Genomic DNA, 22,772 nt, shown 5'->3' with positions numbered 1-22,772 from the left:
AAAAAGGAGGGGAGGCCATGGCCGACAATTCACCTGACAACGAGACCAATGCGGCGGAGGGTGCCTACTGGCGCGAGAACATCCGCCTGCTGGTCACCCTGATGGCGATCTGGTTCGCCTGTTCCTTCGGCGCGGGCATCCTGTTTCGCGGCTTTCTCGACCAGTTCATGATCGGCGGATACCCGCTCGGTTTCTGGTTCGCGCAGCAGGGCTCGATCTACATCTTCATTGCGCTGATCTTCTACTACGTCGTCAAGATGCGGAAGATCGAGCGCAAGTACGATCTCGACGATTGAGGGGGGCGGGACCATGGACACACAGACCCTGATCTATCTCTTCGTCGGCGCGAGCTTCGCGCTTTATATCGGCATTGCGCTGTGGGCGCGGGCCGGTTCGACGAAAGAGTTCTACGTCGCCGGCGGCGGGGTCAGCCCCATCGTCAACGGCATGGCTACCGCAGCCGACTGGATGAGCGCGGCCAGCTTCCTGTCAATGGCCGGCCTGATCGCCTTCATGGGCTATGACGGCTCGGTCTACCTGATGGGCTGGACGGGCGGATACGTGATGCTGGCGCTGCTGCTGGCACCATACCTGCGCAAGTTCGGCCAGTTCACCGTGCCGGACTTCATCGGCACCCGGTACTACTCCAACGCAGCCCGGGTGGTGGCGGTGGTGTGCCTGATCTTCATCAGCTTCACCTATATCGCCGGGCAGATGCGGGGCGTGGGCATCGTGTTTTCGCGCTTCCTCGACGTGCCGATCGACCTCGGCGTGGTGATCGGCATGGGGATCGTGTTCGTCTATGCCGTGCTCGGCGGGATGAAGGGGATCACCTACACCCAGGTGGCGCAATACTGCGTGCTGATCTTCGCCTATATGGTGCCGGCTTTCTTCATCAGTTTCATGGTGACGGGCAACCCGATTCCGCAACTCGGGCTGGGCTCCACCGTGAATGATGGATCGGGCCTCTACGTCTTGCAGAAACTCGATCTGGTGCTGACCGACCTGGGCTTCACCGCCTACACCAGCGGCAGCAAGTCGATGATCGACGTGTTCTGCATCACCATGGCGCTGATGGTCGGCACGGCGGGGCTTCCGCACGTGATCGTCCGCTTCTTCACCGTGCCCAAGGCGTCCGACGCCCGCAAGTCGGCTGGCTGGGCGCTGATCTTCATCGCCCTGCTCTACACCACGGCCCCGGCTGTGGCGGCGTTCTCGCGCATCAACCTCATCGATACGATGAACGAGACGAGCTACGCGCAAGCGCCGGGCTGGTTCAAGAAGTGGGAAGCGAACGACCTGATCGTGTGGCAGGACAAGAATGCCGACGGCAAGGTGCAGATCGCCAAGGGCGACGTGTTCAAGGGCAAGCCGGAGTTCACCGAAGGGGCCGGCCCCTCGGGTGAGCGCCAGGTCAGGAACGAGAGCGTGGCCGACAACGCCAACGAGCTCTATGTCGACAACGACATCATGGTTCTGGCCAACCCGGAGATCGCCAATCTTCCGGGCTGGGTGATTGCTCTGGTGGCGGCAGGCGGTCTCGCGGCAGCGTTGTCGACTGCGGCTGGTCTGCTGCTGGTGATTTCCAGCTCGATCAGCCACGATCTGCTGAAGAGCACCTTCCGCCCGAACATCTCGGAGAAGGGCGAACTGATGGCGGCACGTCTCGCCGCAACGGCGGCGATCGTGGTGGCAGGCTATCTCGGCATCTATCCGCCAGGATGGGTGGCGCAGGTGGTCGCCTTCGCCTTCGGTCTGGCCGCAGCCTCGCTCTTCCCGGCCATCTTCATGGGGATTTTCTCCAAGTCGATGAACAAGGAAGGCGCGATTGCCGGGATGATCTCGGGGCTGGTGTTCACCTTTGGCTACATCTTCTACTTCAAGCTGGTGGTGGATCCGGCGATGAATGTGGCGGACAACTGGTTCCTGGGCATCTCGCCCGAAGGGATCGGGGTGGTCGGCATGGTGATCAACTTTGTCATCGCCATCGCGGTGTCCAAGGTGACCAAGAGCCCGCCGGTGGAAATCCGCAAGCTTGTCGACTCGATCCGCGTGCCGCGCGGAGCAGGGGAAGCCCACGTCCACTGATACCGGTCAACCGGGTCGCAAGAAGGGAGGGCGGTGCCGCAGGGTGCCGCCCTCTTTTTCTTGCCCCATCACTCTTGCTCCCTTTACCTTTGAAAGTCAGCGCGGTTCGGCTAGCCTTTGACAAGGGAGAGGAGGAGCGCATCCGATGCTGTTCGGAGCGGCCATCGCGGCGGCAGCGATCTATCTGGCCGGGCTGTTCTGGCTCGCGGCCTGGCGGGACCGCGTGCGCAATGCAGGATGGCTTGCCCGACCGGGCCTGTCGGGCTGGGTCTATGGCCTGTCGCTGGGGGTCTATTGCACCAGCTGGACCTTCTTCGGCGGGGTCGGCACTGCGGCCACGGCGGGCCTTGAGTTCCTGCCGATCTATCTCGGGCCGATCCTGGTGTTCACCTTCGGCTTCGGACTGGTGCGACGGATCCTTGCCCAGTCGCGGGCACAGCATTCGACTTCGATCGCTGACTTCCTGTCGGCCCGATATGGCAAGAGTGCAGGGGTGGCGGCGCTGGTCACAGTGATCGCGACGGTCGGTTCGTTGCCCTACATGGCCCTTCAGCTGCAATCGGTCGGCACTGCACTGGTCATGGTCGGCGGGGCGGAGGTTGGCGCGCTGGCGCGGGACGAGATCGTCGCTGCCGTGGCGGTACTGATGGCGCTGTTCGCGGTCCTGTTCGGGTCACGCCGCGCCGACCGGGCGGGCGACAACGCCGGGCTGGTTCTGACCATCGCGGTCGAGGCGGTGGTCAAGCTGGCCGCGCTGCTTGCTGTCGCCGCGCTGGCTATTGCCTTGCTGGCGAACGGCCCGGCTCAACCGGTGGAGCCCCTGTTCGCAGCCACCCAGATCGACGCCCGCTTTGCGGTGCTGACCCTGCTTGCCGCCTGTGCGATCCTGTGTCTGCCGCGCCAGTTCCACATGACCTTTGTCGAAGCAACAACCGACCGGGCCAGCCCGGCCATGCAGTGGGTGTTTCCCGCCTATCTGGTGCTGACTTCGCTGGTCATCGTGCCGATCGTGCTGGCAGGTGTGGCCGTGCTGCCAGCGGGGACCGACGCCGATGCCCTCGTCATGGCGCTGCCGCTCAATGTCGGTAACTCGGCGCTCGCTTTGCTCGTGTTCATCGGCGGGTTCTCTGCCGCCACCGGCATGATTGTGGTCGCCAGCGTGGCCCTGTCGACCATGATCACCAATGACCTGATTGCTCCGGTGGCCTTCCGCAGAGTGCTGCAAGGGGAGGCCGACCGCGCCGGCCTCGCGCACCGCCTGCTGCTGATCCGGAGGTTGGTCATCTGCCTGCTGATGCTGTTGGCATACCTGTTCTACCGCGGCTTCGGTGGGGCGACCAATCTGGCCGGACTGGGCACGCTGGCCTTTGCCGCAGCTGCCCAGTTTGCACCGGGGCTGGTCCTCGGCGTGTTGAGCCGCGCGGGAAATCGGGCAGGCATGATTGCCGGGCTGCTGACCGGTTTTGCCGCGTGGCTCTGCCTGCTGATCATGCCTGCTGCAGCCGGGCAACCGCCGGTCCTGTCGATCCATCCTGACGCTCTCGTGTCGGGCGTGTTGATCAGTCTGGGGGCGAACCTTGCCGCCTACTGGATCGGTTCGGCCATGTTCCGGCCCCGTTTGTGCGATGCGGTGCAGGCGGCCAGCTTTGTCGGTGCCAGCCTGCCGGGAGAAACCCATGCCTACGGCACGGCCAAGCGGGTGGCGGACATCCGCCTGCTGCTGACCCAGTTCGTGGGCAAGCGGCGGGCCGCTGCGGCGCTGCTCGCCATGCCGCGTTCCTATCGCGATGCGGATCAGGCCGATCCAGAGCTGCTCAGCATGGCGGAACGGATGATTGCGGGAGTTGTCGGCAGTTCCTCCGCCCGGATGCTGGTGGCGAGCTGGGCACAGGGCGAGCCGGTGCCCCTGGCCGAAGTCATGGCGATGTTCGACGAGACGGGGCGGCGGCTGACCTTCAGCGGTGACCTGCTGCAGATCGCGATCGAGAACATCGACCAGGGGGTGGCACTGGTCGATGCCGAGATGAACCTCGTCGCGTGGAACCGGCGCTACCAGCAGATGTTTGAACTGCCGGACGAACTGGTCAATGTCGGTACCCCGATTGCCGACCTGATCCGCTACAATATGCGCAAGGGAAAGATCGACGACACCGAGATCGAGGACCAGGTTGCGCGCCGACTGGACCATATGCGCGCCGGGCGCGAACACCGCATGGAGCGCGAGCAGCATGACGGGCGGATCATGCGGATTGTCGGCAATCCGGCCCCGGGCGGCGGGTATGTGACCTCCTACACCGACATCACGGCCGACCGCCTTGCCGAGCAGGCGCTCGAGAGCAAGGTGGCGGAGCGGACCGCACAATTGAGCGAGGCCAATGCCGCGCTGGAGAAGGCGACCCGGTCCAAAACCCGCTTTCTCGCCGCCGCCAGCCATGATCTGATCCAGCCGCTCAATGCCGCGCGGCTGTTTGCGTCGGCCCTGGGCGAGGAAGTGCAAGCGAGCGAACCGCTGTCCCGGCTGGTCCGCGATCTTGACGGTTCCATTGCTTCGGCCGACCGGTTGATCCGGACCTTGCTCGACATTTCGAAGCTGGATGGGGGCGGGATCGAGCCGCGCCATGAGCCCCTGGCAGTCAACGACCTGCTGGACGATCTGGTGCGTGATTTTGCGGTGCAGGCCAGCGCGCGCGGGATCGAACTGCGCCGGGTCGCCTCATCTGCCTGGATTGAAAGCGACCGGGGGTTGCTCGCCAGTGTGCTGCGCAACCTCGTCAGCAATGCAGTGCGTTATACCCGGTCTGGCAAGGTGCTGATCGGGGTGCGCCGGTCAGGCGGGAACATATTGCTGTGCGTCTACGATACCGGTCCGGGCATTGCCGAGGCCGACCAGGAGCGGATCTTCGAAGAGTTCCAGCGCGCAGCCGGAGACCGGGAGGGGCTCGGGCTTGGCCTTGCCATCGTGCGACGTACGGCGAGGCTGCTCGGAATGCCGGTTTTGATCCGCTCAAGGATCGGTCGCGGCAGTCTGTTTGCGGTCGGGGTGCCGGTTTTGCGCTGGGGAGCCAGGCCACAGGCGCCGAGAAGGGTCGCGGCGACGTCAGCCCTCGGCCATGCCCGGGTGCTGGTGGTGGACAACGATCCTGCTGCGCTTTGCGCGACCACCGCGCTGCTGGGCAGATGGGGGCTGGAGGTTGTTGCGGCCAGCGGCCTTCCCGGCGCGCGCGTGGCCTGTCCAGCTGCCCCCGATGCCGTGATCATGGATTTCAGGCTGGATGACGATGCACGGGGCGATGCTGTCTATCATGCACTGTGCGAGGGGGGGGACGGTACCCCCCGGCGATCCTGCTGACGGCCGAGGCGAGCGAGGAAACCGAGCAGGCCGCGCGCCGGATGGATGCGCGCCGCCTGCTCAAGCCGTCATCACCGGCATCCCTGCGGGCGCTGATCTCGGATGCCGTGGCGCGGGGCCGGCGTTCCGGTGCTCAGGATGCGGCGGCGTCGGCCGCTGGTTGATCGACGTCGAGCTTGGTCGCCAGCAGCACTGCCTGGGTCCGGCTGACCACCCCCAGCTTGCGGAAAATGGCAGTGATGTGGGCCTTCACCGTCGCTTCGCTGATCTCGAGTTCCCAGGCGATCTGCTTGTTGAGCAGGCCTGCGCGCATCTGCCCAAGGATACGGCGCTGGGCCGGGGTGAGGCTGGCCATGCGGGCAAGATCATCGTCCGCATCGACATCGGTTTCAGGAAACCAGCTGTCCCCTTCGCGTACGGCCGCGAGCGCGCCGCGCATGTCGTCGAGGCTCGCCGACTTGGGGATGAACGCCGCCGCGCCCAGCTGGCTGGCAGCGGCATAGACCCGCGGTTCCTCGCTGGCAGAGACGATCACGATGGGGAGGGCGGGATAGTCCTGCCGCAGGTCCATCAGCACGGTGAGGCCGTGCGAATCCTCCATATGAAGGTCAAGCAGCAGGGCTTCCGCACCGTCCGCCAGCGCGGCACGCGCCGCGCCTGCCGAACCGGCCTCCACCACCTCCGCTTCCGGCCACACCTTGCAGACCGCATGCCCCAGGGCGCTGCGGAACAGCGGGTGGTCGTCAGCGATGATGATCCGGGCAGCCATAGGTTCAGCCGTCTTTCCGCCCTTCGACCAGCCGTTCCACGAGTGAAGGGTCGGCCAGGGTCGAGGTGTCTCCCAATGACCCGAAATCGTTCTCAGCGATCTTGCGCAGGATCCGGCGCATGATCTTGCCGGAACGGGTCTTGGGCAGGCCGTCGGTGAACTGGATATGGTCGGGCGTGGCGATCGGGCCGATTTCCTTGCGCACGTGCTGCTTGAGCTCGGCCAGCAGGGCGTCGGAACCGTCCTCGCCAGCGTTGAGCGTAACGTAACAGTAGATGCCTTGCCCCTTGATGTCGTGCGGGTACCCGACCACCGCCGCCTCTGCCACCAGCGTGTGCAGCACCAGCGCGCTTTCGACTTCGGCCGTGCCCATGCGATGACCGGAGACGTTGATAACGTCGTCAACGCGGCCGGTGATCCAGTAGTAACCGTCAGCATCGCGGCGGCAGCCGTCACCGGTGAAATACTTGCCCGGGTACGTGCTGAAGTAGGTCTGGGCGAAGCGTTCGTGATCGCCATAGACGGTTCGCGCCTGGCCCGGCCAGCTGTGGGTGATGCACAAGTTGCCGTCGGTCGCGCCGTCCAGCACTGCGCCTTCACCGTCGACGAGCTGGGGGCGCACGCCGAAGAACGGAAGGCCGGCGCTGCCCGGCTTCATGTCGTGCGCGCCGGGCAGGGTGGTGATCATGGTGCCGCCGGTTTCGGTTTGCCACCAGGTGTCGATGATCGGGCAGCGGCCTTCGCCCACCACATCGAAATACCAGCGCCAGGCTTCCGGATTGATCGGCTCCCCGACAGTGCCGAGCAGCCGGATCGATTTGCGGCTGCGGGAGCGCACGAAGTGGTCGCCTTCGCGCATCAGGGCGCGGATCGCAGTCGGCGCTGTGTAGAGGATGTTGACCTGGTGTTTGTCGACCACGTCCCAGAACCGCCCATGGTCCGGGTAATTGGGCACGCCTTCGAACACGACTGCGGTCGCCCCGTTCATGAGCGGACCGTAGACAATGTAGCTGTGCCCGGTGACCCAGCCGATATCGGCGGTGCACCAGAACACTTCGCCCGGCTGGTAATCGAAGATGTAGGCAAAGGTTGTCGCGGTCCAGACGCCATAGCCGCCGGTGGTGTGGAGCACGCCCTTGGGCTTCCCGGTCGAACCGGAGGTGTAGAGGATGAACAATGGGTCTTCCGCATTCATCGGCTCGCACGGGCAGGGGGCATCGCTGGCAAGATCGTGGAACCAGTGATCACGCCCTTCGATCATCGGCACATCGGCGCCGGTGTGCCTCACCACCAGCACACCATCGACCCCGATCCCGTCATGGGCCAGCGCGTCATCAACGTTGGCCTTGAGCGGCACCGTCTTGCCGCCGCGCAGGCCGGTGTCAGCAGTGACGACAAAGCGGCTTCCGCAGTCAATGATCCGCCCAGCCAGTGCCTCGGGCGAGAAACCGCCGAACACCACCGAGTGGATTGCGCCCAGCCTTGCGCAAGCGAGCATTGCCAGGACCCCCTCGACGATCATGGGCATGTAGATCGTGACCCGGTCGCCTTTCTGCACGCCCAGTGCCTTGAGGGCATTGGCCATGCGCACCACTTCGCCGTGGAGCTCGCGGTAGGTGAGGCTGCGACCGGGCGACGCCGGGTCGTCCGGTTCGAAGATAAGGGCGGTCGTCTCGCCCCGGCTGGCGAGATGGCGGTCGACCGCGTTGTGGCACAGGTTGAGCTCGCCATCGGCAAACCACTGGATGTCGACCGGATCGTAGGACCAGTTACCACCCTGGGTAGGCGACTTGCTCCAGTCGAGTCGCTGCGCCTGTTCCAGCCAGAAACCGTCCGGATCCTCGATCGAGCGCTGATAGAGGGCATCGTACTGCGCGGCGGTGCAGCCGGTGGCGCGGTCAGTGGCGGGGCGGCGGACAAAGTCGCTCATCTGGCAAGTCTCCCTTTCGCGCCTGTCATAGCGCCTTTTGCCACCATAACGCCTTCAGACAAACGTCGTAAGACCATCGGCTAGATGGGCGCAGGGCGCGCTTGCAGGCACATTCCCCACGATAACGGACGAGGGGAGAAATCGGATGGCACTTCGCGTTTCGCGCAGCTTGGCGCGGGCATTCCTGCTGGCAGCCACCTGCATGACCGCAGCACCCGCCGCCGCACAGGACAGCAGCATCGAGGACCGGCTCGCCCGGCTCGAACGCCTCGTCGAAGGACTGGTCACCCGGCTTGATGCACAACAAGGCAACATCGACGCCCAGCAAGCCGAAACGATCGCCATGACGCAGCAGGCGCTGGCGGACACCCGTGCGATGCAGGTGCGTCAGCAGGAGCTGGCCGCTCAGATCGATGCGCCGAAAAAGCAGGAAGACAAGGGGTTCCGCGTCGGCAATACAACCGTGGCCTATGCCGGCTATGTCAAGATGGACGCCATCGCCCAGCGCACCAGCGGCGGGCAATTGCCGACCAGTGCCTTCACTCGCGATTTCCTGATTCCGGGCGCGATCCCGGTCGGCGGGACATCATCAGGCTGGGATCAGGACTTCAGTGCCCGCCAGTCGCGTTTCATCCTCAAGACTGCAACCGACGTCGGGGCCGAGCACACGCTCAATTCGCATATCGAACTCGACTTCATGGTGACCGATGGTGGCGATGAGCGGGTGTCGAACAGCTGCGTCCCCCGTATGCGGCAGGCGTTCATCACCTACGATAACTGGCTGTTCGGCCAGGCCTGGTCGACCTTCCAGGACGTTGGCGCACTGCCTGACAGTCTCGACTTTATCGGTACCACGCCGGGTACGGTGTTCGTGCGCCAGCCGATGATCCGGTACACCAGGGGTGGTTTGCAGTTGGCGGTCGAGCAATCTGAAACCACCGTGACCTCGCGTACCGGCGGACGGGTCGTGGCCGGTGATGACACCCTACCCGATGTGGTGGCGCGCTATAACCTGGCGGGCAAGCGGGGCTCTTTCACGGCAGCTGGCATCCTGCGCAACCTGCGGATCAGCAACGACGATTTCGGCACGGGCAAGCAGAGCGCGCTAGGCTATGGCCTGAGTCTGTCGGGCAAGATCAACATCGGGCCGAAAGACGATCTTCGCCTGATGGCAACCGCAGGCAAAGGGTTGGGACGCTATATCGGGATCAACATTGTCAACGACGCAGCGCTCGAACTGGCGGGCGATCTCGACCCGATTGCGACCTGGTCGGGGTTTGCCGCCTATCGCCATTTCTGGAGCGGCAACCTGCGCTCGACCGTGGCCGGATCCTATTTCAAGGCTGACAACCCGGTGGTGCTGACCGGCAATCTGGTGACCGACGAGAGCTGGAATGCGCTGGCGAACCTGATCTGGTCGCCGGTCAAGCCGTTCGATATCGGGATCGAGTACATGTACGCAGAACGGACACTGGAGGATGGCCGCTCCGGCAACCTGCAGAAGGTCCAGCTGTCGACCAAATATTCGTTCTGAACCGAATTGCGGCTGGTCGCTTTTTCGCGTCCCCGAAACGCAAAGCCCGCCGTTACCGGCGGGCTTTGTTCGTTTTCACGAGAGTTCGATGGTGGGCGTAGCAAGGATTGAACTTGCGACCCCTACGATGTCAACATAGTGCTCTACCACTGAGCTATACGCCCGGTCCATCGGATCAGCCACTCGCGTGGCAGGCGCGCCCATTAGCGAGCCATGCCGGTGCGCGCAAGCGCTGTTTCAGGCTGCGGCCTGATCGGCGAACACCCGCTCCACTTCCAGCACCAGATCGCGCAGGTGAAACGGCTTGGACAGAACCTTGGCGCGGGGCTGCTCGCGGCTCGCTTTCAGGGTCACGGCAGCGAAGCCCGTGATGAACATCACTTTGGTCGCCGGGCTGACCTCTGCGCATCGCTGGGCCAGTTCGATGCCGTCCATTTCCGGCATGACGATATCCGACAGAAGCAGGTCGAAGTGTTGCGCTTCCAGCAAGGGCAGAGCCTCGGTCCCGCGATCGACCGCCGTGACTTCATAACCGGCGTTCTGGAGTGCGCGCTCGATATAGCTGCGCATGGCCTGGTCGTCTTCGGCCAGCAGGATTCGGGGTGAAGAGGTGCTCATAGGTGGCTGTCCATACCCGCTTGCACTTAACAATTCTTTGGCGTGATCGCTATTGCCCTGCAATGAGACAGGTCAGCCGAGGGGTGAAGTGACTTTGGCAGGAACCCTGTTTTTGACACCTTGGCGTTTTGCCGCCAGCGTTGGAGCCCGATGGAGCAGCCGCACTCTTCCGCCGACGATTCGCAGTATGCGTTCGAATGCACCCCCGGGGGGCTGACTCCCGGCACCGAGGTGGCAGCTTTCCGGTTGTTCGAGGCTTGCGGCTGCCCCTTGCCCGTGCTCATTGCCGCACCCCATGCCGGGCGCTGCTATCCGCAGGATGTGCTTGAGGCCATGCGTGATCCTGCCTGGTCGATCCTTCGCCTGGAAGACCGGTTGATTGACCGGGTGGCACACGAGGTCGCAACGCGGACCGGGGCCGGTCTGTTGCTTGCCGATGCGCCGCGCGCAGTGATCGACCTCAATCGATCACCCGACGATATCGACTGGGACATGGTGGCTGATGGCCCGGCTCGTCCCGGGCGGCATCTTTCGGCGAGCAGGCGTTCGCGCGGCGGGCTGGGGCTCGTCCCGCGCAGGCTTGCCGGGCTCGGCGAGATATGGAAAACACGGCTTGCCCACCAGGAAGTCCAGCGGCGGATGGAGACGGTGCACCGGCCCTATCACCAGGCGCTGGGTCTGGCGCTGGAATCCCTGCGTGACCGCTGGGGCGCAGCCCTGCTGATAGACCTCCACTCGATGCCGCCGTTGAAGGCTCGTTTTCCCGATGAGCCGGCGCCGGAATTCGTGATCGGCGATCGCTTCGGTGCCAGCTGCCACGTTTCGCTCACCGCACGTGCCAGTTCCTTCTTTGCCAGGAACGGGCGACCCTGCGCACTCAATCGGCCTTATGCCGGCGGTTATGTGCTGGATCGCCACGCCCAGCCGCAGCGTGGCATTCACTGTATCCAGATCGAGGTATGCCGCTCCACCTACCTGGACGCGCGACTTGCGGAACCGTCCGCCCGGCTCGGCTCAGTCGCGCGGCTGATCGAGGGGCTGGTCAGGGAACTGGCTGCGGCGGTCGCCGTGCTCGGGCGGGACCGGACTGTTCCGCTCGCCGCGGAATGAAAAAACCACCTCGTGCAAACAAGCACGAGGTGGCCAAGGTTCAGGGAGGTGGTGCATCGAAATGCACCAATCCGGGTGCGCCATGAGGGGAGACGCGCACCGGACCCCGGGAATTTAGGATCGATGCGCGCCGGTTTCAAGCGGGCTAACGGGCCCGCCCGAAAAACCGGCTGTGATCGGCCTCGATGACTTACTGCGCGGTCGCAGGCGCAGCCGCATTGGGCAGTTGCGGGCCCTTGCCCTGCTGCTGCTGACGGGCGAAGACCGCGCGCATAAGGTCGAGCGACATCAGGTGGGCGTAAATCAGCGCCAGCATGCCGTTCTGGTTCCATCCGCGCAGAACGTCGCCGCGCACGTCGCGCAGCTTCTGCTCGTTGATCATCTGAAAACCGCGATAGACATAAGGATTGGTGCCATCGGCCTGAGTGGTGATGGCCATTTCGCCTTCCATCAGCAGGTCATGCTTTTTCAGCTCGTCGATGAACACCTTGGTCCGCTGACCCGCTTCTTCGAAGTGCTGGCAGAACTCAAGCACCCGCTTGGTGGCATCAGTCGGCTCGGCGTTTTCCGTGAAGAGTTCTTCACCTTCCTTGTCCTCGCCCAGGATATCCGAAGTCGGGTCGAAGCAGAGCGAGAGCTCTTCCGTGTCCGGGCGAAGCTTCGCCAGGAGGAACGGATAACGACGGATATAGGCGGGCAGGTAGACCGGATCGGTGATCTTGCCATCCGCGTCGACGAAGGTGTTCACGCCTTCATTCAGGCCCATCAGCGCCAGCGGCAGGGGGTTGTCGCCGGACGAGAACACGATCGGGAAATCACGCTGCGCCTGAACGAATTCGTCCACGGTCAGCGGGATCGCGTGAACGTTGATCAACCACTTGGCGTGGTCCATCGACGAGCTACGATACTTCGCATGATCGCGGCTGTTGAGCGGCATGAGGTCGTTGTAGAACAGGGGCAGGTTGGGCTGCGGCGCGCTTGCCATGGGTCTCTCCGGTCGGTCAGGAATGTCGGTTCGGGTAGCACGCCACCCGCGCGAAGCGCGCGCTTTACGGGCTTGTTCCCTCGGGCGCAAGCGGCACCAGCTTGCCGGGATTGAGCAGACCCTGGGGGTCGAGGGCGGCCTTTACTGCCCGCATCGTCGCCAGCGCCACCGGATCACCCAGACGCCCCAGTTCGTCCCGTTTCATCTGCCCGATGCCGTGCTCTGCGCTGATCGATCCGTTCCATTCCGTCACAAGATCATGCACGAACCGGCTGATTTTCTTGCCGTCGCTCTCTTCCCATGCACCGCGTGCAGCACCCGCTGGTGCGAGCACGTGGAAATGGATATTGCCATCGCCGAGATGCCCGAAGCCAACGGCGCGGCAACCGGGAAAGCGCGTCTCCACTGCGGGTACGGAGGCCTCCACGAAATCAGCCATCCGTTCAACCGGAACGGAGATATCGTGCTGCATGGCAGGGCCGATCGCCCGTTCTGCCGGAGCGGCCGAATCCCGCAGCAGCCAGAACTGTTCGGCCTGGCTCTCGCTGGCGGCAATCGTGGCGTCTTCTACCAGACCGGCCTCCAGGCCCGCCACCAACAGCTGTTCGGCCTTTTCCGCCAGGCCTTCCGAATCCTTTCCCGTGGCGACGAGTTCTATCAGGGCGTGCCAGGCGTGCTCGCCCGCCAGCGGTGCGCGCGCATCGGGCAGGTAGTCCAGCACGGAATCAAGGCAATGCGCCGGCATGACCTCGAAGCCTTCGAGCGCATCGGGCACCTGCTTCTCGGCCAGAGCGAGCAAGCGCCGGGCATCGGGAATCGAACCAAGACCCGCCCACAGAACCGTCCGCCCGGTCACTTCCGGCACCAGGCGCAGGGTGGCAGCGGTGACTATGCCGAGCGTGCCTTCCGAACCGATCAGTAACTGTTTGAGATCGAACCCGCGGTTGTCTTTGCGCAGCGGGGTGAGGGTATCGAGCACGGTGCCGTCGGCGAGGACTGCCTCCAGCCCGAGCACCTGGGCGCGCATTGTTCCGTGCCGCAGGACCTGAGTGCCCCCGGCATTGGTCGAAACCAGTCCTCCGACAGTGGCCGATCCTTTGCCGCCCAGCGTAAGCGGAAAACGCATCCGGTGCGCAGCCGCAGCATCATGCAGCGTTTGCAGGATCACCCCTGCCTCGCAAACCGCCTGTCCGGCTTCGCCGTCGATCGAGCGGATTGCGTTCATCCTGCGCAGGGACAGGATGATTGCCGTGCCGCTATCGTCCGGCGTGGCGCCGCCTGACATGCCGCTGTTGCCGCCTTGCGGGACGATCGGGACATTATGGGATGCACATAGGCGCACCAGTGCGGCTACCTCAGCCGTGGATGCCGGCGAGGCCAGGCCTAGGGCGCGACCGGTATAGCGGCCTCTCCAGTCGGTCAGCCAGGGCAAGACCAGATCTTCGTCGCGCGTCCAGCCGCGCGGGCCGAGCAAATGGACTACCTCGACGAGGAACAGGGTGGGTTCAGCCATGGTGCAATGGCTATGCCACAGCGGACGCGGGGTGCGCCAGCACTTGCATGGTTGGTGAAGGAGATTAAGCGTCCGTTCAAGCCGGGCTGCTAGGCCAGCCACCGAAGACCAGTCGTTACTGGCCCCACGCCAGGGAGGCACAATTCGGGCCCATGCCCAATGTCCTTTTCTATGTTGCTCCGCTCGCACTTTTGCTGCCCGCTCCCGCGGTGCAGGATGACGTGCCCGTGCACCTGCTTCCGGAAAAAAGTGGTGCCGAAGAAGCGGTGCGAGGTGCCGAACCGGCTCTCGGCTGGCAAATCATCGAATCAATGGCTGCAACGCCGCTGCAGAACCAGGTGCGGATCGAGCAGCGGGTGACCATTCGCATTTCGCCGATCAGAACTTCTCCCCGCCAGAGCCTCATGCCTGACGCGCCGCGGATCGACTTGCGCGATATGGACGAACGCGATGCAGGCCGGTGTGTGCCGCTGCGTTCCATCCGGGCTGTGCAGTCGACCAGTGACAATCGCCTGCTGCTCTATCTGCGCGACCAGAGGGTCATGACCGTTCGCATGAAGAAGACCTGCCGGGCCCAGGACTTCTATTCCGGCTTTTACGTAGAGCCGCGCGCAGACGGGATGTTGTGCGTAGATCGCGACATCCTGCGTTCGCGCACGGGGGCCAACTGCGAGATGAAAGAGATCAACTGGCTGGTCGCCGACGACTAGCGTTCAAACACGCGCCAACCTTGACAATCCGTGCTTCGGCGCGCATGGGCGGCAGCGATTGTGCAGCTGCGAACGCTCGGCTGCGCGCAGCCGCTTCGGCGGCGATTTCCTGAACGGATACCCTTGCCAGATATGACTTTCGCCGACCTCGGCCTCTCCGATGAATTGCTCAAGGCCGTCAATGACGCCGGCTATACCGTGCCGACCGCGATCCAGGCCGAAGCAATTCCCCCAGTCCTGATGATGAAAGACATCATCGGCATTGCCCAGACGGGCACAGGCAAGACGGCCAGCTTCGTCCTGCCGATGATCGACATCCTCTCCAACGGCCGCCGCCGCGCTCTGATGCCGCGCAGCCTGATCCTGGAGCCCACCCGTGAGCTTGCAGCCCAAGTTGCGGAGAACTTCGAGAAGTACGGACAGAACCACGATCTCAAGATGGCCCTGCTGATTGGCGGCGTGCAGATGGGGGACCAGCTCAAGGCCCTGTCTGACGGCGTCGACGTTCTGATCGCAACCCCCGGCCGGTTGATGGACCTGTTTGAACGGGGCAAGATCCTGCTGAACGGTTGCGAATTGCTGGTGATCGACGAGGCGGACCGGATGCTCGACATGGGGTTCATTCCCGATATCGAATTCATCTGCTCGAAGCTGCCTGAAACACGCCAGACGATGCTGTTTTCGGCCACGATGCCGCCGCCGATCGAAAAGCTGTCCAAGAAGTTCCTGACCAATCCCAAGCGGATCGAAGTCAGCCGTGCGGCCAGCACCAATGCGGACATCACTGCTTTCAAAGTGCCGGTGAAGGCACGCGACAAGCGTGACACGCTGCGCTGGCTGCTTCGCAACGACCTGGTCGAGACGGCAATCATTTTTGCCAACCGCAAGACGACGGTGCGCGAGATCAACAAGAGCCTGCAGAGCCATAGTTTCGCCAGCAGCGAGATTCACGGTGACATGGATCAGTCCAGCCGCCTGAAGGAACTGGCCCGCTTCAAGGCGGGCGAGGTGACGATCCTGGTTGCATCCGACGTTGCAGCGCGCGGGCTGGACATCAAGGGCGTCAGCCACGTGTTCAACTTCGACACGCCTTGGCATCCCGACGACTATGTCCACCGGATCGGCCGGACCGGGCGCGCCGGTGCCAAGGGCCGCGCCTTCACCTTTGTGGCCGAAGAAGATGGTGAGGCGATTGCCAACGTCGAAAAGCTGACCGGGGCCCAGATCCCGGTGTTCGGCAAGAAAGACGTGCGGGTCGAACTGACCGTGCCCGAGGTCGCAGCGGAAGAAAAGCCCCGCCGCGAAGCGCGCAGCCGCGAAGATCGGCCGCAGCCAGAGGAGCCGCGCGAGGAGCGCCCGCGCAAGGCTCGGCCGGAACGTGGCGAGCGCAAGCCGCGACCGGAACGGGCCGACCGGCAGGAACGGGCTCCCCGGCCTGAGCGCAGCTCAAGGGCGGAACAGGCTGCCGATCGTCCGCGCCGTTACCGCGACGAAGACGATGCGCCGGTTCCCGCCGGGGAATGGAACGGGCCAAAGCCTGGTTTTCTGGATGTGGGATTCCGTTAAGAGGGCTTCGTCCCTCTAGAGTCTTACCGCTCGACGCCCTTCACCTTGCCCCATTGCCGCGCGGCGGTGTAGCCGAGATAGCCGGTGCCGAACAACGCATAGAGCGGTTCCGGCAGGCCGTTCAGATATGCGTTCATGCCCTTGGCGATTTCGCCGGCCACCGCAGGATTGAAGGCCGCCAGCAACCCCATCGGGATGGCAAACAGCAGCAGCGTATACATTACGTAGAGAAAGCTGGGGCGGGCGCGGCTGGTCCAGGGATCGGCGGAACTGGCTTCCGCGACGATCGCCGCCAGACGGACCTCGATCTGCTTGAGCTCCTGCGTCCCTTCCAGCGCCAGCAGTTCGAGCTTGGCCCTGGCCCGCGCTTCCTTGTCCGGAATCACCTTGTCGATGATCGAGGCGATGGGTCCGATAAGCGATTCGATCAGGGCCATGGTCCGCGCTCCAGCTATGCGAGTCGCGCCGATGGATAACCAAATCGGTTCATGTAGGAAAAGGAATAGTGCCTATTCCGCCAGTCCGGCGTCGGCCAGCAAGGCGCGGGCGAGCTTGAGGTGCGGAATGTCGACCATCGCCCCATCAAGCGCCACCGTGCCCTTGCCGGGGTTCTCGGCAAAGGCCCTTACCACGGCGCGGGCATGGGCCACTTCCTCGTCAGAGGGAGTGAACGCGGCGTTGATCACCGGCACCTGCGCCGGGTGGATCGCCAGCATCCCGCGGTAGCCCTGGCTGCGGACCATCAGTGCCCGTTCGCGCAGCCGGTCGAGGTCTCGGAAATCGGGCATTACGGTTTCGACCGGAGTAACGCCGGCCGCAACGGCGCCGAGCAGGCACAGGCTGCGGGCCAGCTCGTAAGTCGGCATATAGCTGCCGTCAGCGCGATGCTGGACCCGGGCGCCGAGCGCCGAAGACAAATCTTCTGCGCCCCAGCTCATCGCCACCAGGCGCTGTGAGCCGGGATAATCCCCGGCATAGTCTCCACACAGGAACATCGCGCGCGGCGTTTCCGTCACCAGCGCTGCGACCCGGGTGCAGCCGTGAGCGAGGCCATGGCGCTCCTCCAGTACAGTGAGCATGGCGTCGAGCGTTGCAATGTCAGTGCTGCCTTCAGCCTTGGGCAGGAACAGGCCGCCAGGGGCCGCAGCCATGATAGCTTCAAGATCGGCCGCCGTCTCGCCTCCGGCCAGCGGGTTGATCCGAACCCACAGACGCGCAGAATCGGTTCGGCTGGCCAGAAACGCGGCCACCGCCTCGCGTGCGGCGGGCTTCGCTTCGGGCAGAACCGAGTCTTCCAGATCGAGCAGGACAATGTCGGCTTCACCATCGGCGGCCTTGGCCATCTTGCGCTCGCTGTCGCCGGGCGCGAACAGCCAGCTGCGCATCCGCGGCAAGGTATCGGGCAGAGCATGGGGCAGGGCGGCGGTGTCAGGCATCTCGGGCACTCCTCGCACGCCGGTTAGGCGCGGGCGTGGTCCGGGGCAAGATGCCGGGCGGGGGATGTTAGGGGGAAAACCACTGGTCGGGACGAGAGGATTCGAACCTCCGACCCCCACACCCCCAGTGTGATGCGCTACCAGGCTGCGCTACGTCCCGTTCCAGTGGAGGTGCGCCTATAAGGGGCGTGTCCGGCACTGGCAAGCCGGATTGCGACAGCAGCTTGCGGGCTTGCGTTGCGATGCCCTTGTATTGCTGCTAGGCGCGCCCACTTGCCGCATGGGAGCGGGTGTCGGCCAGGCAAAAGCCTTACCGGACCTGGCCCGCGATGGTCGCAACAACCGTTTACACAGGTCCGATCCGATGTTCGATTTCCTCACTGCTGCCGCCGCCGCATCTGCCGATGCTCCGCCCGCCTGGCTGGGCTGGCTGCCGATTGTCGGCATGATTGCGATCTTCTGGTTCCTGATCATCCGCCCGCAGATGAAGCAGCAGAAGGCCCACCGCGAAAAAATCGGCGGTCTCAAAAAGGGCGATCAGGTTGTCACGTCGGGTGGGATCGTGGGCAAGGTGACTCGTGTTGATGACACCTACGCGGATGTCGAGATTGCCCAGGGGGTCAAGGTCAAGGTGGTCAAGCACACCATTGGCGACATCGTGCTCCCCGGCGGCACACCGGCCAACGACTGAGCGCAGCGAGCCGCAGGAGCACCGCACCGATGCTGGAATTTCCGACCTGGAAAAAGGTCTGGTTGTGGGGGATCACGCTGGCCTTTGCGGCCGCCGCGATCCCTTCGCTCGTGTCGATGGGCAACGCCCGCTGGCCCGATGCATTGCCCGACCCGATGGTCAATCTCGGGCTCGATCTTGCCGGGGGCAGCCATATTCTGCTCGAGGCCGATGCCAGCCAGGTTGGTGAGCAGCGGATCGAGAATATGGAAGAGGCCGTGCGCAACACAATGCGCAATGCCGAACCCCGCATTCGCATCGGTGACGTGTCCACCGCCAACGGGCAGCTCAGCTTTATGGTCGAAAGTCCGGCCGATGTGGACCGGGCGCGCGAACTGCTGATGCCATTGGTCAACGGGACCGGGCTGACCCGCGAGTGGGATCTGCAGGTTCTCGACGAGACCCGGATGGTGCTGACGCCGACCAGCGATGGTCTCGAGCAGGCAGTGACCGATGCCATGGACAGCGCGACAGAGGTCGTCCGCAAACGCATCGACGCGCTCGGTACGCGTGAACCGACCATCATCCGCCAGGGCGATACCCGCATCGTGGTCCAGGTGCCCGGCCTGCAGAACCCCGATGAACTCAAGGCGCTGCTTGGCCAAACGGCCAAGCTCGAATTCAAGCTGGTCGACCAGACCGCGTTGCCTGCTGACGTAGCGCAGGGGATTGCGCCGCCGGGAAGCCAGATCTTTCCCTATGCCGAAGGCAGCGATTTTGCCGGACAGTCGATCGCTGTCCGCCGGCTTGGCGGAATCAAGGGCGACAACCTGATCAACGCCCAGCAGAGTTTCGACCAGCAGACCAACGAGGCAGTGGTCACGATCCAGTTCGATTCGCAGGGCGGCGCGCGCTTTGCCAAGCTGACGCAGGAGAACGTCAACAAGCCGTTCGCGATCATTCTCGATGGCAAGGTGCTTTCTGCGCCGAATATCAACGAACCAATCCTGGGCGGCAGCGCACAGATTGCCGGCAGCTTCACCACGCAATCAGCCAACCAGCTGGCAATCTCTCTGCGCTCCGGTGCCTTGCCGGTTGACCTTGCAGTTGTCGAAGAGCGCACCGTCGGCCCTGACCTTGGCAAGGACTCGATCCGGCGCGGGATGCTGGCAATGATGGTCGGCTCGGTGGCCGTGATCGCCCTGATGATTGCCAGCTACGGCCGGTTCGGCGTCTATGCGACAGTCGCACTGGTGTTCAACGTGGCGATGATCCTGGGGATCATGGCCCTGCTCGGCACGACGCTGACCCTGCCTGGCATCGCCGGTTTTGTCCTGACCATTGGCGCAGCCGTCGATGCCAACGTGCTGATCAATGAACGAATCCGGGAAGAGCGAAAACGCGGGCGCCGGGTGATTGCGGCCATCGAAACCGGCTACAAGGAAGCCAGTCGCGCTATTTACGACGCGAACGTGACCAACTTCATCGCCGGGGTTCTGCTGTTCATGTTCGGATCCGGGCCGGTGCGCGGTTTTGCCGTGGTCCTGGTGATCGGGCTGTTCACCAGCGTGTTCACTGCCGTTACCTTGACCCGGATGTGGGTTGCCGACTGGCTGCGCAAGGCGCGGCCGAACGATCTCAATCTGTAAGGGGCACAGACCATGCGTCTTCTCAAGCTCGTCCCCGATGACACCAACATCCGTTTCCTGCGGCTACGGGTCCCGTTTTACATCTTCAGCTGCCTGCTGATTGTCGGGGCCTGGGCGCTCATTCTGGGCAAAGGGCTGAACTTCGGGGTCGATTTCGCCGGTGGCATGGAATTGCGTGCCACTTTTACCGAAAGCAGCGAAGCTCCGATCGGGGAAATCCGCGACCGTCTGGGCAACCTGGGTTACGGAACGCCCGTCGTCCAGCAGTTCGGCGATCCGAACCAGGTCTCGATCCGGGTGCAGCTGCCGGACGAGGTGGCCCAGGACAAGGAAGCCGCACAGGTCATCGCCAACCGCATTGTCGAGGAGATGAAGCAGGGGCACCCCGATTTCCGGCTGGATGGCAATGACAACGTTTCCGGGAAGGTTTCGGATGAATTCCGGGGTGACGCAGTGCTGGCGCTCGTGCTCGCGATGCTGGGCGTGGCGCTTTACATCTGGGTGAGATTCGAATGGCAGTTCGGGGTCGGCGGTTTGTTCGCGCTATTCCACGACGTCTCGTTGGCGCTGGGCATGTTTGCCTTGTTCGAAATGGAGTTCAGCCTTCAGAGCATTGCTGCCATTCTGGCCATCATCGGCTATTCGCTTAACGACACGATCGTGGTCTATGACCGCATCCGCGAAAACCTGAAAAAGTATCGCAAGATGCCGCTGGTCGAACTGCTGGATCTGTCGGTAAACGAGACCTTGGCCCGCACCGTGATGACCTCGCTCACCCTCGGCGTGGCTCTGCTTCCGCTGTTGCTGTTCGGCCCTGCAAGCCTGTTCAGCATGATTGCGGCGATCTTCCTCGGCCTGGTCGTGGGGACCTACAGCTCGGTTTACATGGCAGCTCCGATCCTGATCTGGCTGGGTGTGAACTCGGACAGTTTCGTGCCTGATGAAACAGCCACCGAGGCGCAGGAAAAGGCTGCTCGGCAGCTCAGCTGACCTGCGCGACGAGCCGATCATAATAAGCGGCCAGTTCGGCAGAGTGTATCCGCCAGTCGAACCGGTCGACCGTTGCAGCAACATCTTCGCGCGGCGCCTCGCGGGCGAGCACGGCTCTGATTCCTGCGACAATGGCGGGGATGGACCGCTCAACCAGTTCGCCGGCGGCTGGCTCGGTTACCAGTTCCCCTGCGCCACCGACGCCGCAGGTCACCACCGGGGTTCCGCAGGCGAGGGACTCCACCCAGGCGTTGGCCAGGCCTTCATTGCGGGTTGGCAGGACCATCGCGTCTGCCGCCGAAAGCACCAGTGGCAACATGTCATGATCAATCGATCCGAGAAAATGGACTCGGTCTGTCAGGCCCAGCTTGGCGGCAAGATCGCGCAGTTGGCGCTCGTTCTCTCCCTTGCCGACCAGCATCAGATGCATTCCGGGTAAGGCCGGCAGCGCACCTATCACCAGATGCTGCCCTTTGAGTTCCAGCAGCGCGCCGACAGTTGCCAGGACGGGCCGGGTTTCCGGCAATGACAGGCCAAGCGTGTCATTGAGCCGGGTACGGAGCCCCGCATGGCCCAGCGGCCGGAAGCGCTCCCGGTCGAGCCCGGTGTAGTGGATGGTAATCTTGTTCCGATCCATGCCGAGCGCGGCCATGTCTTCTGCCAGAGCTTGTGACACCGCGAGCAAACCGGTTGCACGGCGGGCGGCGTCTACCATCTGCTCGGCAGCGAATCCGCGCCCGCCCCAGTACGTGATATCGCTGCCCCGGGCCTTGACGGAAAAGGGCAGGCCAAGCTTTTCTGCGATCCGCGCTGCAACCGGACCGTCCGGATAAAAGAACTGCGCATCGACCAGATCGAAGGGTTGGTCCCGATGCAGCCGCGTCACCAGCGGCAGTATCGTACGGGCAATGACTCCGGGGTTGATCCTTGCGCCCAGGCGCGGGATCAGGGTGAAGGTCGGCCGGTGAACCTCAACCCCCTGTTCAACCCCTCCCATTGCCGCCCTGCGCAGCGCCCGGTATCGGCCGAAAGCGAGTGGTGGAACCCCGATCGGGTTGATCATGGTCACCTGCCAGTCGCCCTGAGCGGCCAAGGCCTCCATCGAGCGGGCCACGAACGTCCCGAACCGCGGCGACGCAGAATTGGGGTAAAGGGTCGATATCGAAAGGACGCGCTTCACAGCGGGCGCACCAGCATCTCTGCCACGGCAATCCAGGCGGGATTGTCGACGACCTGCTGTTTCTGCCCCTGTCCGGGCGGCAGGATGCCGACCATCGTGCCTTTCCGGTCGATCAGCCGGCCGAAAGCGAACCGCCCTCCGCTGCGGGGAACCAGCACGTCGCGGTTGATTGCACGTGCGAAGTCCTCCGGAGCTACCTGCCGCAGCCACAGCAGGTCGCCTGCCTGGTAAGGCCCGGCGGCAGCTTCGACCTCAAGTGCCAGGAGCGGGCCGCCGCTGCCGACGTCGGTTGGCAGGATTGCCTCACGAGGAGAAGCAAGGGCTTCAGCCCCGCCGGGTGCAAGCACTGCAACAACTTGCGGCTGCGCCGACAGGCCAGACCGCACGAGCGACTCCGGATCGACATCCATCGCCGCCGCGATCCGGTCCATCCACTTGGTCGAAAGGTTGCGCATTCCCGTTTCGAGCCGGCCGATCGTCTGCGCGGTCGTCGGCGGGTCGCAGGCGGCAGCAAGGTCGGCCAGGGTCAGGCCCTTCTGGCGGCGGATATCGCGGATGCGGTTGATCATGAAGGAAGCCCGATAACCAATATGGTTTTATCTCTTTCCTACACGAACCCAATAATTGCAAGGCTCGGCTGTCGAGCCTGGCTGTCGAATCACAAACAAGGAGAAC

19 protein-coding genes and 2 tRNA genes are annotated in these 22,772 nt (G+C 63.8%); 10 read left to right on the top strand and 11 right to left on the bottom strand.

Annotated features, from left to right (window positions below; genetic code table 11):
* Positions 1–17: 17 nt before the first annotated feature.
* The 3 genes from U4960_RS12455 (at position 18) to U4960_RS12445 (ending at position 5,437) form a co-directional block, all read left to right on the top strand.
* Positions 18–296, top strand: coding sequence for a DUF4212 domain-containing protein (locus U4960_RS12455; RefSeq protein WP_324260952.1), 279 nt, complete (start codon positions 18–20; stop codon positions 294–296).
* Positions 297–309: 13 nt separating this feature from the next.
* On the top strand, positions 310–2,088 hold the full coding sequence (locus U4960_RS12450) for a sodium:solute symporter family protein (protein WP_324260951.1): 1,779 nt from the start codon (positions 310–312) through the stop codon (positions 2,086–2,088).
* Positions 2,089–2,233: 145 nt separating this feature from the next.
* Positions 2,234–5,437, top strand: a complete 3,204-nt coding sequence (locus tag U4960_RS12445) for a hybrid sensor histidine kinase/response regulator (protein WP_324260950.1) — start codon at positions 2,234–2,236, stop codon at positions 5,435–5,437.
* Between the two features lie 133 nt (positions 5,438–5,570).
* Here U4960_RS12445 and U4960_RS12440 read toward each other — a convergent pair whose 3' ends face one another.
* Both U4960_RS12440 and acs read right to left on the bottom strand, forming a co-directional pair.
* Positions 5,571–6,206 carry a response regulator transcription factor gene (locus tag U4960_RS12440; RefSeq protein WP_324260949.1) on the bottom strand — a complete coding sequence of 212 codons (636 nt, stop codon included), beginning with the start codon at positions 6,204–6,206 and terminating at the stop codon, positions 5,571–5,573.
* A 4-nt stretch (positions 6,207–6,210) separates the two neighbouring features.
* Positions 6,211–8,136, bottom strand: a complete 1,926-nt coding sequence (acs, locus tag U4960_RS12435) for an acetate--CoA ligase (protein WP_324260948.1) — start codon at positions 8,134–8,136, stop codon at positions 6,211–6,213.
* 145 nt (positions 8,137–8,281) lie between these two features.
* Here acs and U4960_RS12430 point away from each other — a divergent pair, with 145 nt between their 5' ends.
* Entirely contained in the window at positions 8,282–9,670 is a 1,389-nt protein-coding gene (locus tag U4960_RS12430) for a DcaP family trimeric outer membrane transporter (protein WP_324260947.1), read from the top strand.
* 89 nt (positions 9,671–9,759) lie between these two features.
* Here U4960_RS12430 and U4960_RS12425 read toward each other — a convergent pair.
* Both U4960_RS12425 and cpdR read right to left on the bottom strand, forming a co-directional pair.
* A tRNA-Val gene (locus tag U4960_RS12425) sits at positions 9,760–9,834 on the bottom strand.
* 73 nt (positions 9,835–9,907) lie between these two features.
* Positions 9,908–10,288, bottom strand: a complete 381-nt coding sequence (cpdR, locus tag U4960_RS12420; protein ID WP_324260946.1) for a cell cycle two-component system response regulator CpdR — start codon at positions 10,286–10,288, stop codon at positions 9,908–9,910.
* 150 nt (positions 10,289–10,438) lie between these two features.
* On the opposite strand from cpdR, the gene U4960_RS12415 reads away from it, so the two are divergent.
* Positions 10,439–11,398, top strand: coding sequence for an N-formylglutamate amidohydrolase (locus tag U4960_RS12415; protein ID WP_324260945.1), 960 nt, complete (start codon positions 10,439–10,441; stop codon positions 11,396–11,398).
* A 190-nt stretch (positions 11,399–11,588) separates the two neighbouring features.
* Here the strand turns inward: U4960_RS12415 and U4960_RS12410 are convergent, their stop codons facing one another.
* Positions 11,589–12,383 (bottom strand): SapC family protein, encoded by a 795-nt coding sequence (locus tag U4960_RS12410; protein WP_324260944.1) that lies wholly within the window; start codon positions 12,381–12,383, stop codon positions 11,589–11,591.
* A gap of 64 nt (positions 12,384–12,447) precedes the next feature.
* Positions 12,448–13,896 carry an FAD-binding oxidoreductase gene (locus tag U4960_RS12405; RefSeq protein WP_324260943.1) on the bottom strand — a complete coding sequence of 483 codons (1,449 nt, stop codon included), beginning with the start codon at positions 13,894–13,896 and terminating at the stop codon, positions 12,448–12,450.
* A gap of 152 nt (positions 13,897–14,048) precedes the next feature.
* Between U4960_RS12405 and U4960_RS12400 the strand changes: the two genes are divergently transcribed.
* Entirely contained in the window at positions 14,049–14,606 is a 558-nt protein-coding gene (locus U4960_RS12400; RefSeq protein WP_324260942.1) for a hypothetical protein, read from the top strand.
* 132 nt (positions 14,607–14,738) lie between these two features.
* Positions 14,739–16,172 (top strand): DEAD/DEAH box helicase, encoded by a 1,434-nt coding sequence (locus tag U4960_RS12395; protein WP_324260941.1) that lies wholly within the window; start codon positions 14,739–14,741, stop codon positions 16,170–16,172.
* Between the two features lie 23 nt (positions 16,173–16,195).
* Here the strand turns inward: U4960_RS12395 and U4960_RS12390 are convergent, their stop codons facing one another.
* The 3 genes from U4960_RS12390 to U4960_RS12380 all read right to left on the bottom strand — a co-directional run bounded on the left by U4960_RS12390 (position 16,196) and on the right by U4960_RS12380 (position 17,768).
* The gene (locus tag U4960_RS12390; protein ID WP_324260940.1) at positions 16,196–16,609 is read right to left on the bottom strand and encodes a holin family protein; all 414 of its coding nucleotides are present in this window, start codon (positions 16,607–16,609) and stop codon (positions 16,196–16,198) included.
* Between the two features lie 72 nt (positions 16,610–16,681).
* On the bottom strand, positions 16,682–17,608 hold the full coding sequence (locus tag U4960_RS12385; protein ID WP_324260939.1) for an HpcH/HpaI aldolase/citrate lyase family protein: 927 nt from the start codon (positions 17,606–17,608) through the stop codon (positions 16,682–16,684).
* 83 nt (positions 17,609–17,691) lie between these two features.
* Positions 17,692–17,768: transfer RNA gene (locus U4960_RS12380), tRNA-Pro, on the bottom strand.
* Positions 17,769–17,972: 204 nt separating this feature from the next.
* Between U4960_RS12380 and yajC the strand changes: the two genes are divergently transcribed.
* The 3 genes from yajC to secF are packed head-to-tail and all read left to right on the top strand — an operon-like array spanning position 17,973 to position 20,917.
* Positions 17,973–18,299: a preprotein translocase subunit YajC gene (yajC, locus tag U4960_RS12375; protein ID WP_324263104.1), complete on the top strand. Its 327-nt coding sequence runs from the start codon at positions 17,973–17,975 to the stop codon at positions 18,297–18,299.
* Between the two features lie 29 nt (positions 18,300–18,328).
* Positions 18,329–19,927 carry a protein translocase subunit SecD gene (gene secD / locus U4960_RS12370; protein WP_324260938.1) on the top strand — a complete coding sequence of 533 codons (1,599 nt, stop codon included), beginning with the start codon at positions 18,329–18,331 and terminating at the stop codon, positions 19,925–19,927.
* Positions 19,928–19,939: 12 nt separating this feature from the next.
* Positions 19,940–20,917 (top strand): protein translocase subunit SecF, encoded by a 978-nt coding sequence (secF, locus tag U4960_RS12365; RefSeq protein WP_324260937.1) that lies wholly within the window; start codon positions 19,940–19,942, stop codon positions 20,915–20,917.
* Here secF and U4960_RS12360 read toward each other — a convergent pair.
* Positions 20,910–22,031, bottom strand: a complete 1,122-nt coding sequence (locus U4960_RS12360; protein WP_324260936.1) for a glycosyltransferase — start codon at positions 22,029–22,031, stop codon at positions 20,910–20,912. The genes secF and U4960_RS12360 overlap by 8 nt on opposite strands.
* Before the next feature lie 62 nt (positions 22,032–22,093).
* Positions 22,094–22,666, bottom strand: a complete 573-nt coding sequence (locus U4960_RS12355; RefSeq protein ID WP_324260935.1) for a helix-turn-helix domain-containing protein — start codon at positions 22,664–22,666, stop codon at positions 22,094–22,096.
* Positions 22,667–22,772 lie beyond the last annotated feature (106 nt).

The sequence above is a fragment of the Altererythrobacter sp. H2 genome (assembly GCF_035319885.1).
Classification (GTDB): domain Bacteria; phylum Pseudomonadota; class Alphaproteobacteria; order Sphingomonadales; family Sphingomonadaceae; genus 34-65-8.
The sequence above is the reverse complement of the archived record's forward strand: the minus strand, read 5'-3'. Positions and strand labels throughout refer to the sequence as shown.

Bases quoted from the DNA above. Each gene is read 5' to 3' on its own strand.
- U4960_RS12400 (WP_324260942.1), top strand. From the start codon at position 14,049: ATGCCCAATGTCCTTTTCTATGTTGCTCCGCTCGCACTTTTGCTGCCC.
- U4960_RS12355 (WP_324260935.1), bottom strand. From the start codon at position 22,666: ATGATCAACCGCATCCGCGATATCCGCCGCCAGAAGGGCCTGACCCTG.
- U4960_RS12405 (WP_324260943.1), bottom strand. From the start codon at position 13,896: ATGGCTGAACCCACCCTGTTCCTCGTCGAGGTAGTCCATTTGCTCGGC.
- cpdR (WP_324260946.1), bottom strand. From the start codon at position 10,288: ATGAGCACCTCTTCACCCCGAATCCTGCTGGCCGAAGACGACCAGGCC.
- acs (WP_324260948.1), bottom strand. From the start codon at position 8,136: ATGAGCGACTTTGTCCGCCGCCCCGCCACTGACCGCGCCACCGGCTGC.
- U4960_RS12415 (WP_324260945.1), top strand. From the start codon at position 10,439: ATGGAGCAGCCGCACTCTTCCGCCGACGATTCGCAGTATGCGTTCGAA.
- secF (WP_324260937.1), top strand. From the start codon at position 19,940: ATGCGTCTTCTCAAGCTCGTCCCCGATGACACCAACATCCGTTTCCTG.
- U4960_RS12445 (WP_324260950.1), top strand. From the start codon at position 2,234: ATGCTGTTCGGAGCGGCCATCGCGGCGGCAGCGATCTATCTGGCCGGG.
- U4960_RS12455 (WP_324260952.1), top strand. From the start codon at position 18: ATGGCCGACAATTCACCTGACAACGAGACCAATGCGGCGGAGGGTGCC.
- U4960_RS12410 (WP_324260944.1), bottom strand. From the start codon at position 12,383: ATGGCAAGCGCGCCGCAGCCCAACCTGCCCCTGTTCTACAACGACCTC.
- yajC (WP_324263104.1), top strand. From the start codon at position 17,973: ATGTTCGATTTCCTCACTGCTGCCGCCGCCGCATCTGCCGATGCTCCG.
- U4960_RS12390 (WP_324260940.1), bottom strand. From the start codon at position 16,609: ATGGCCCTGATCGAATCGCTTATCGGACCCATCGCCTCGATCATCGAC.
- U4960_RS12450 (WP_324260951.1), top strand. From the start codon at position 310: ATGGACACACAGACCCTGATCTATCTCTTCGTCGGCGCGAGCTTCGCG.
- U4960_RS12385 (WP_324260939.1), bottom strand. From the start codon at position 17,608: ATGCCTGACACCGCCGCCCTGCCCCATGCTCTGCCCGATACCTTGCCG.
- U4960_RS12395 (WP_324260941.1), top strand. From the start codon at position 14,739: ATGACTTTCGCCGACCTCGGCCTCTCCGATGAATTGCTCAAGGCCGTC.
- U4960_RS12430 (WP_324260947.1), top strand. From the start codon at position 8,282: ATGGCACTTCGCGTTTCGCGCAGCTTGGCGCGGGCATTCCTGCTGGCA.
- U4960_RS12440 (WP_324260949.1), bottom strand. From the start codon at position 6,206: ATGGCTGCCCGGATCATCATCGCTGACGACCACCCGCTGTTCCGCAGC.
- secD (WP_324260938.1), top strand. From the start codon at position 18,329: ATGCTGGAATTTCCGACCTGGAAAAAGGTCTGGTTGTGGGGGATCACG.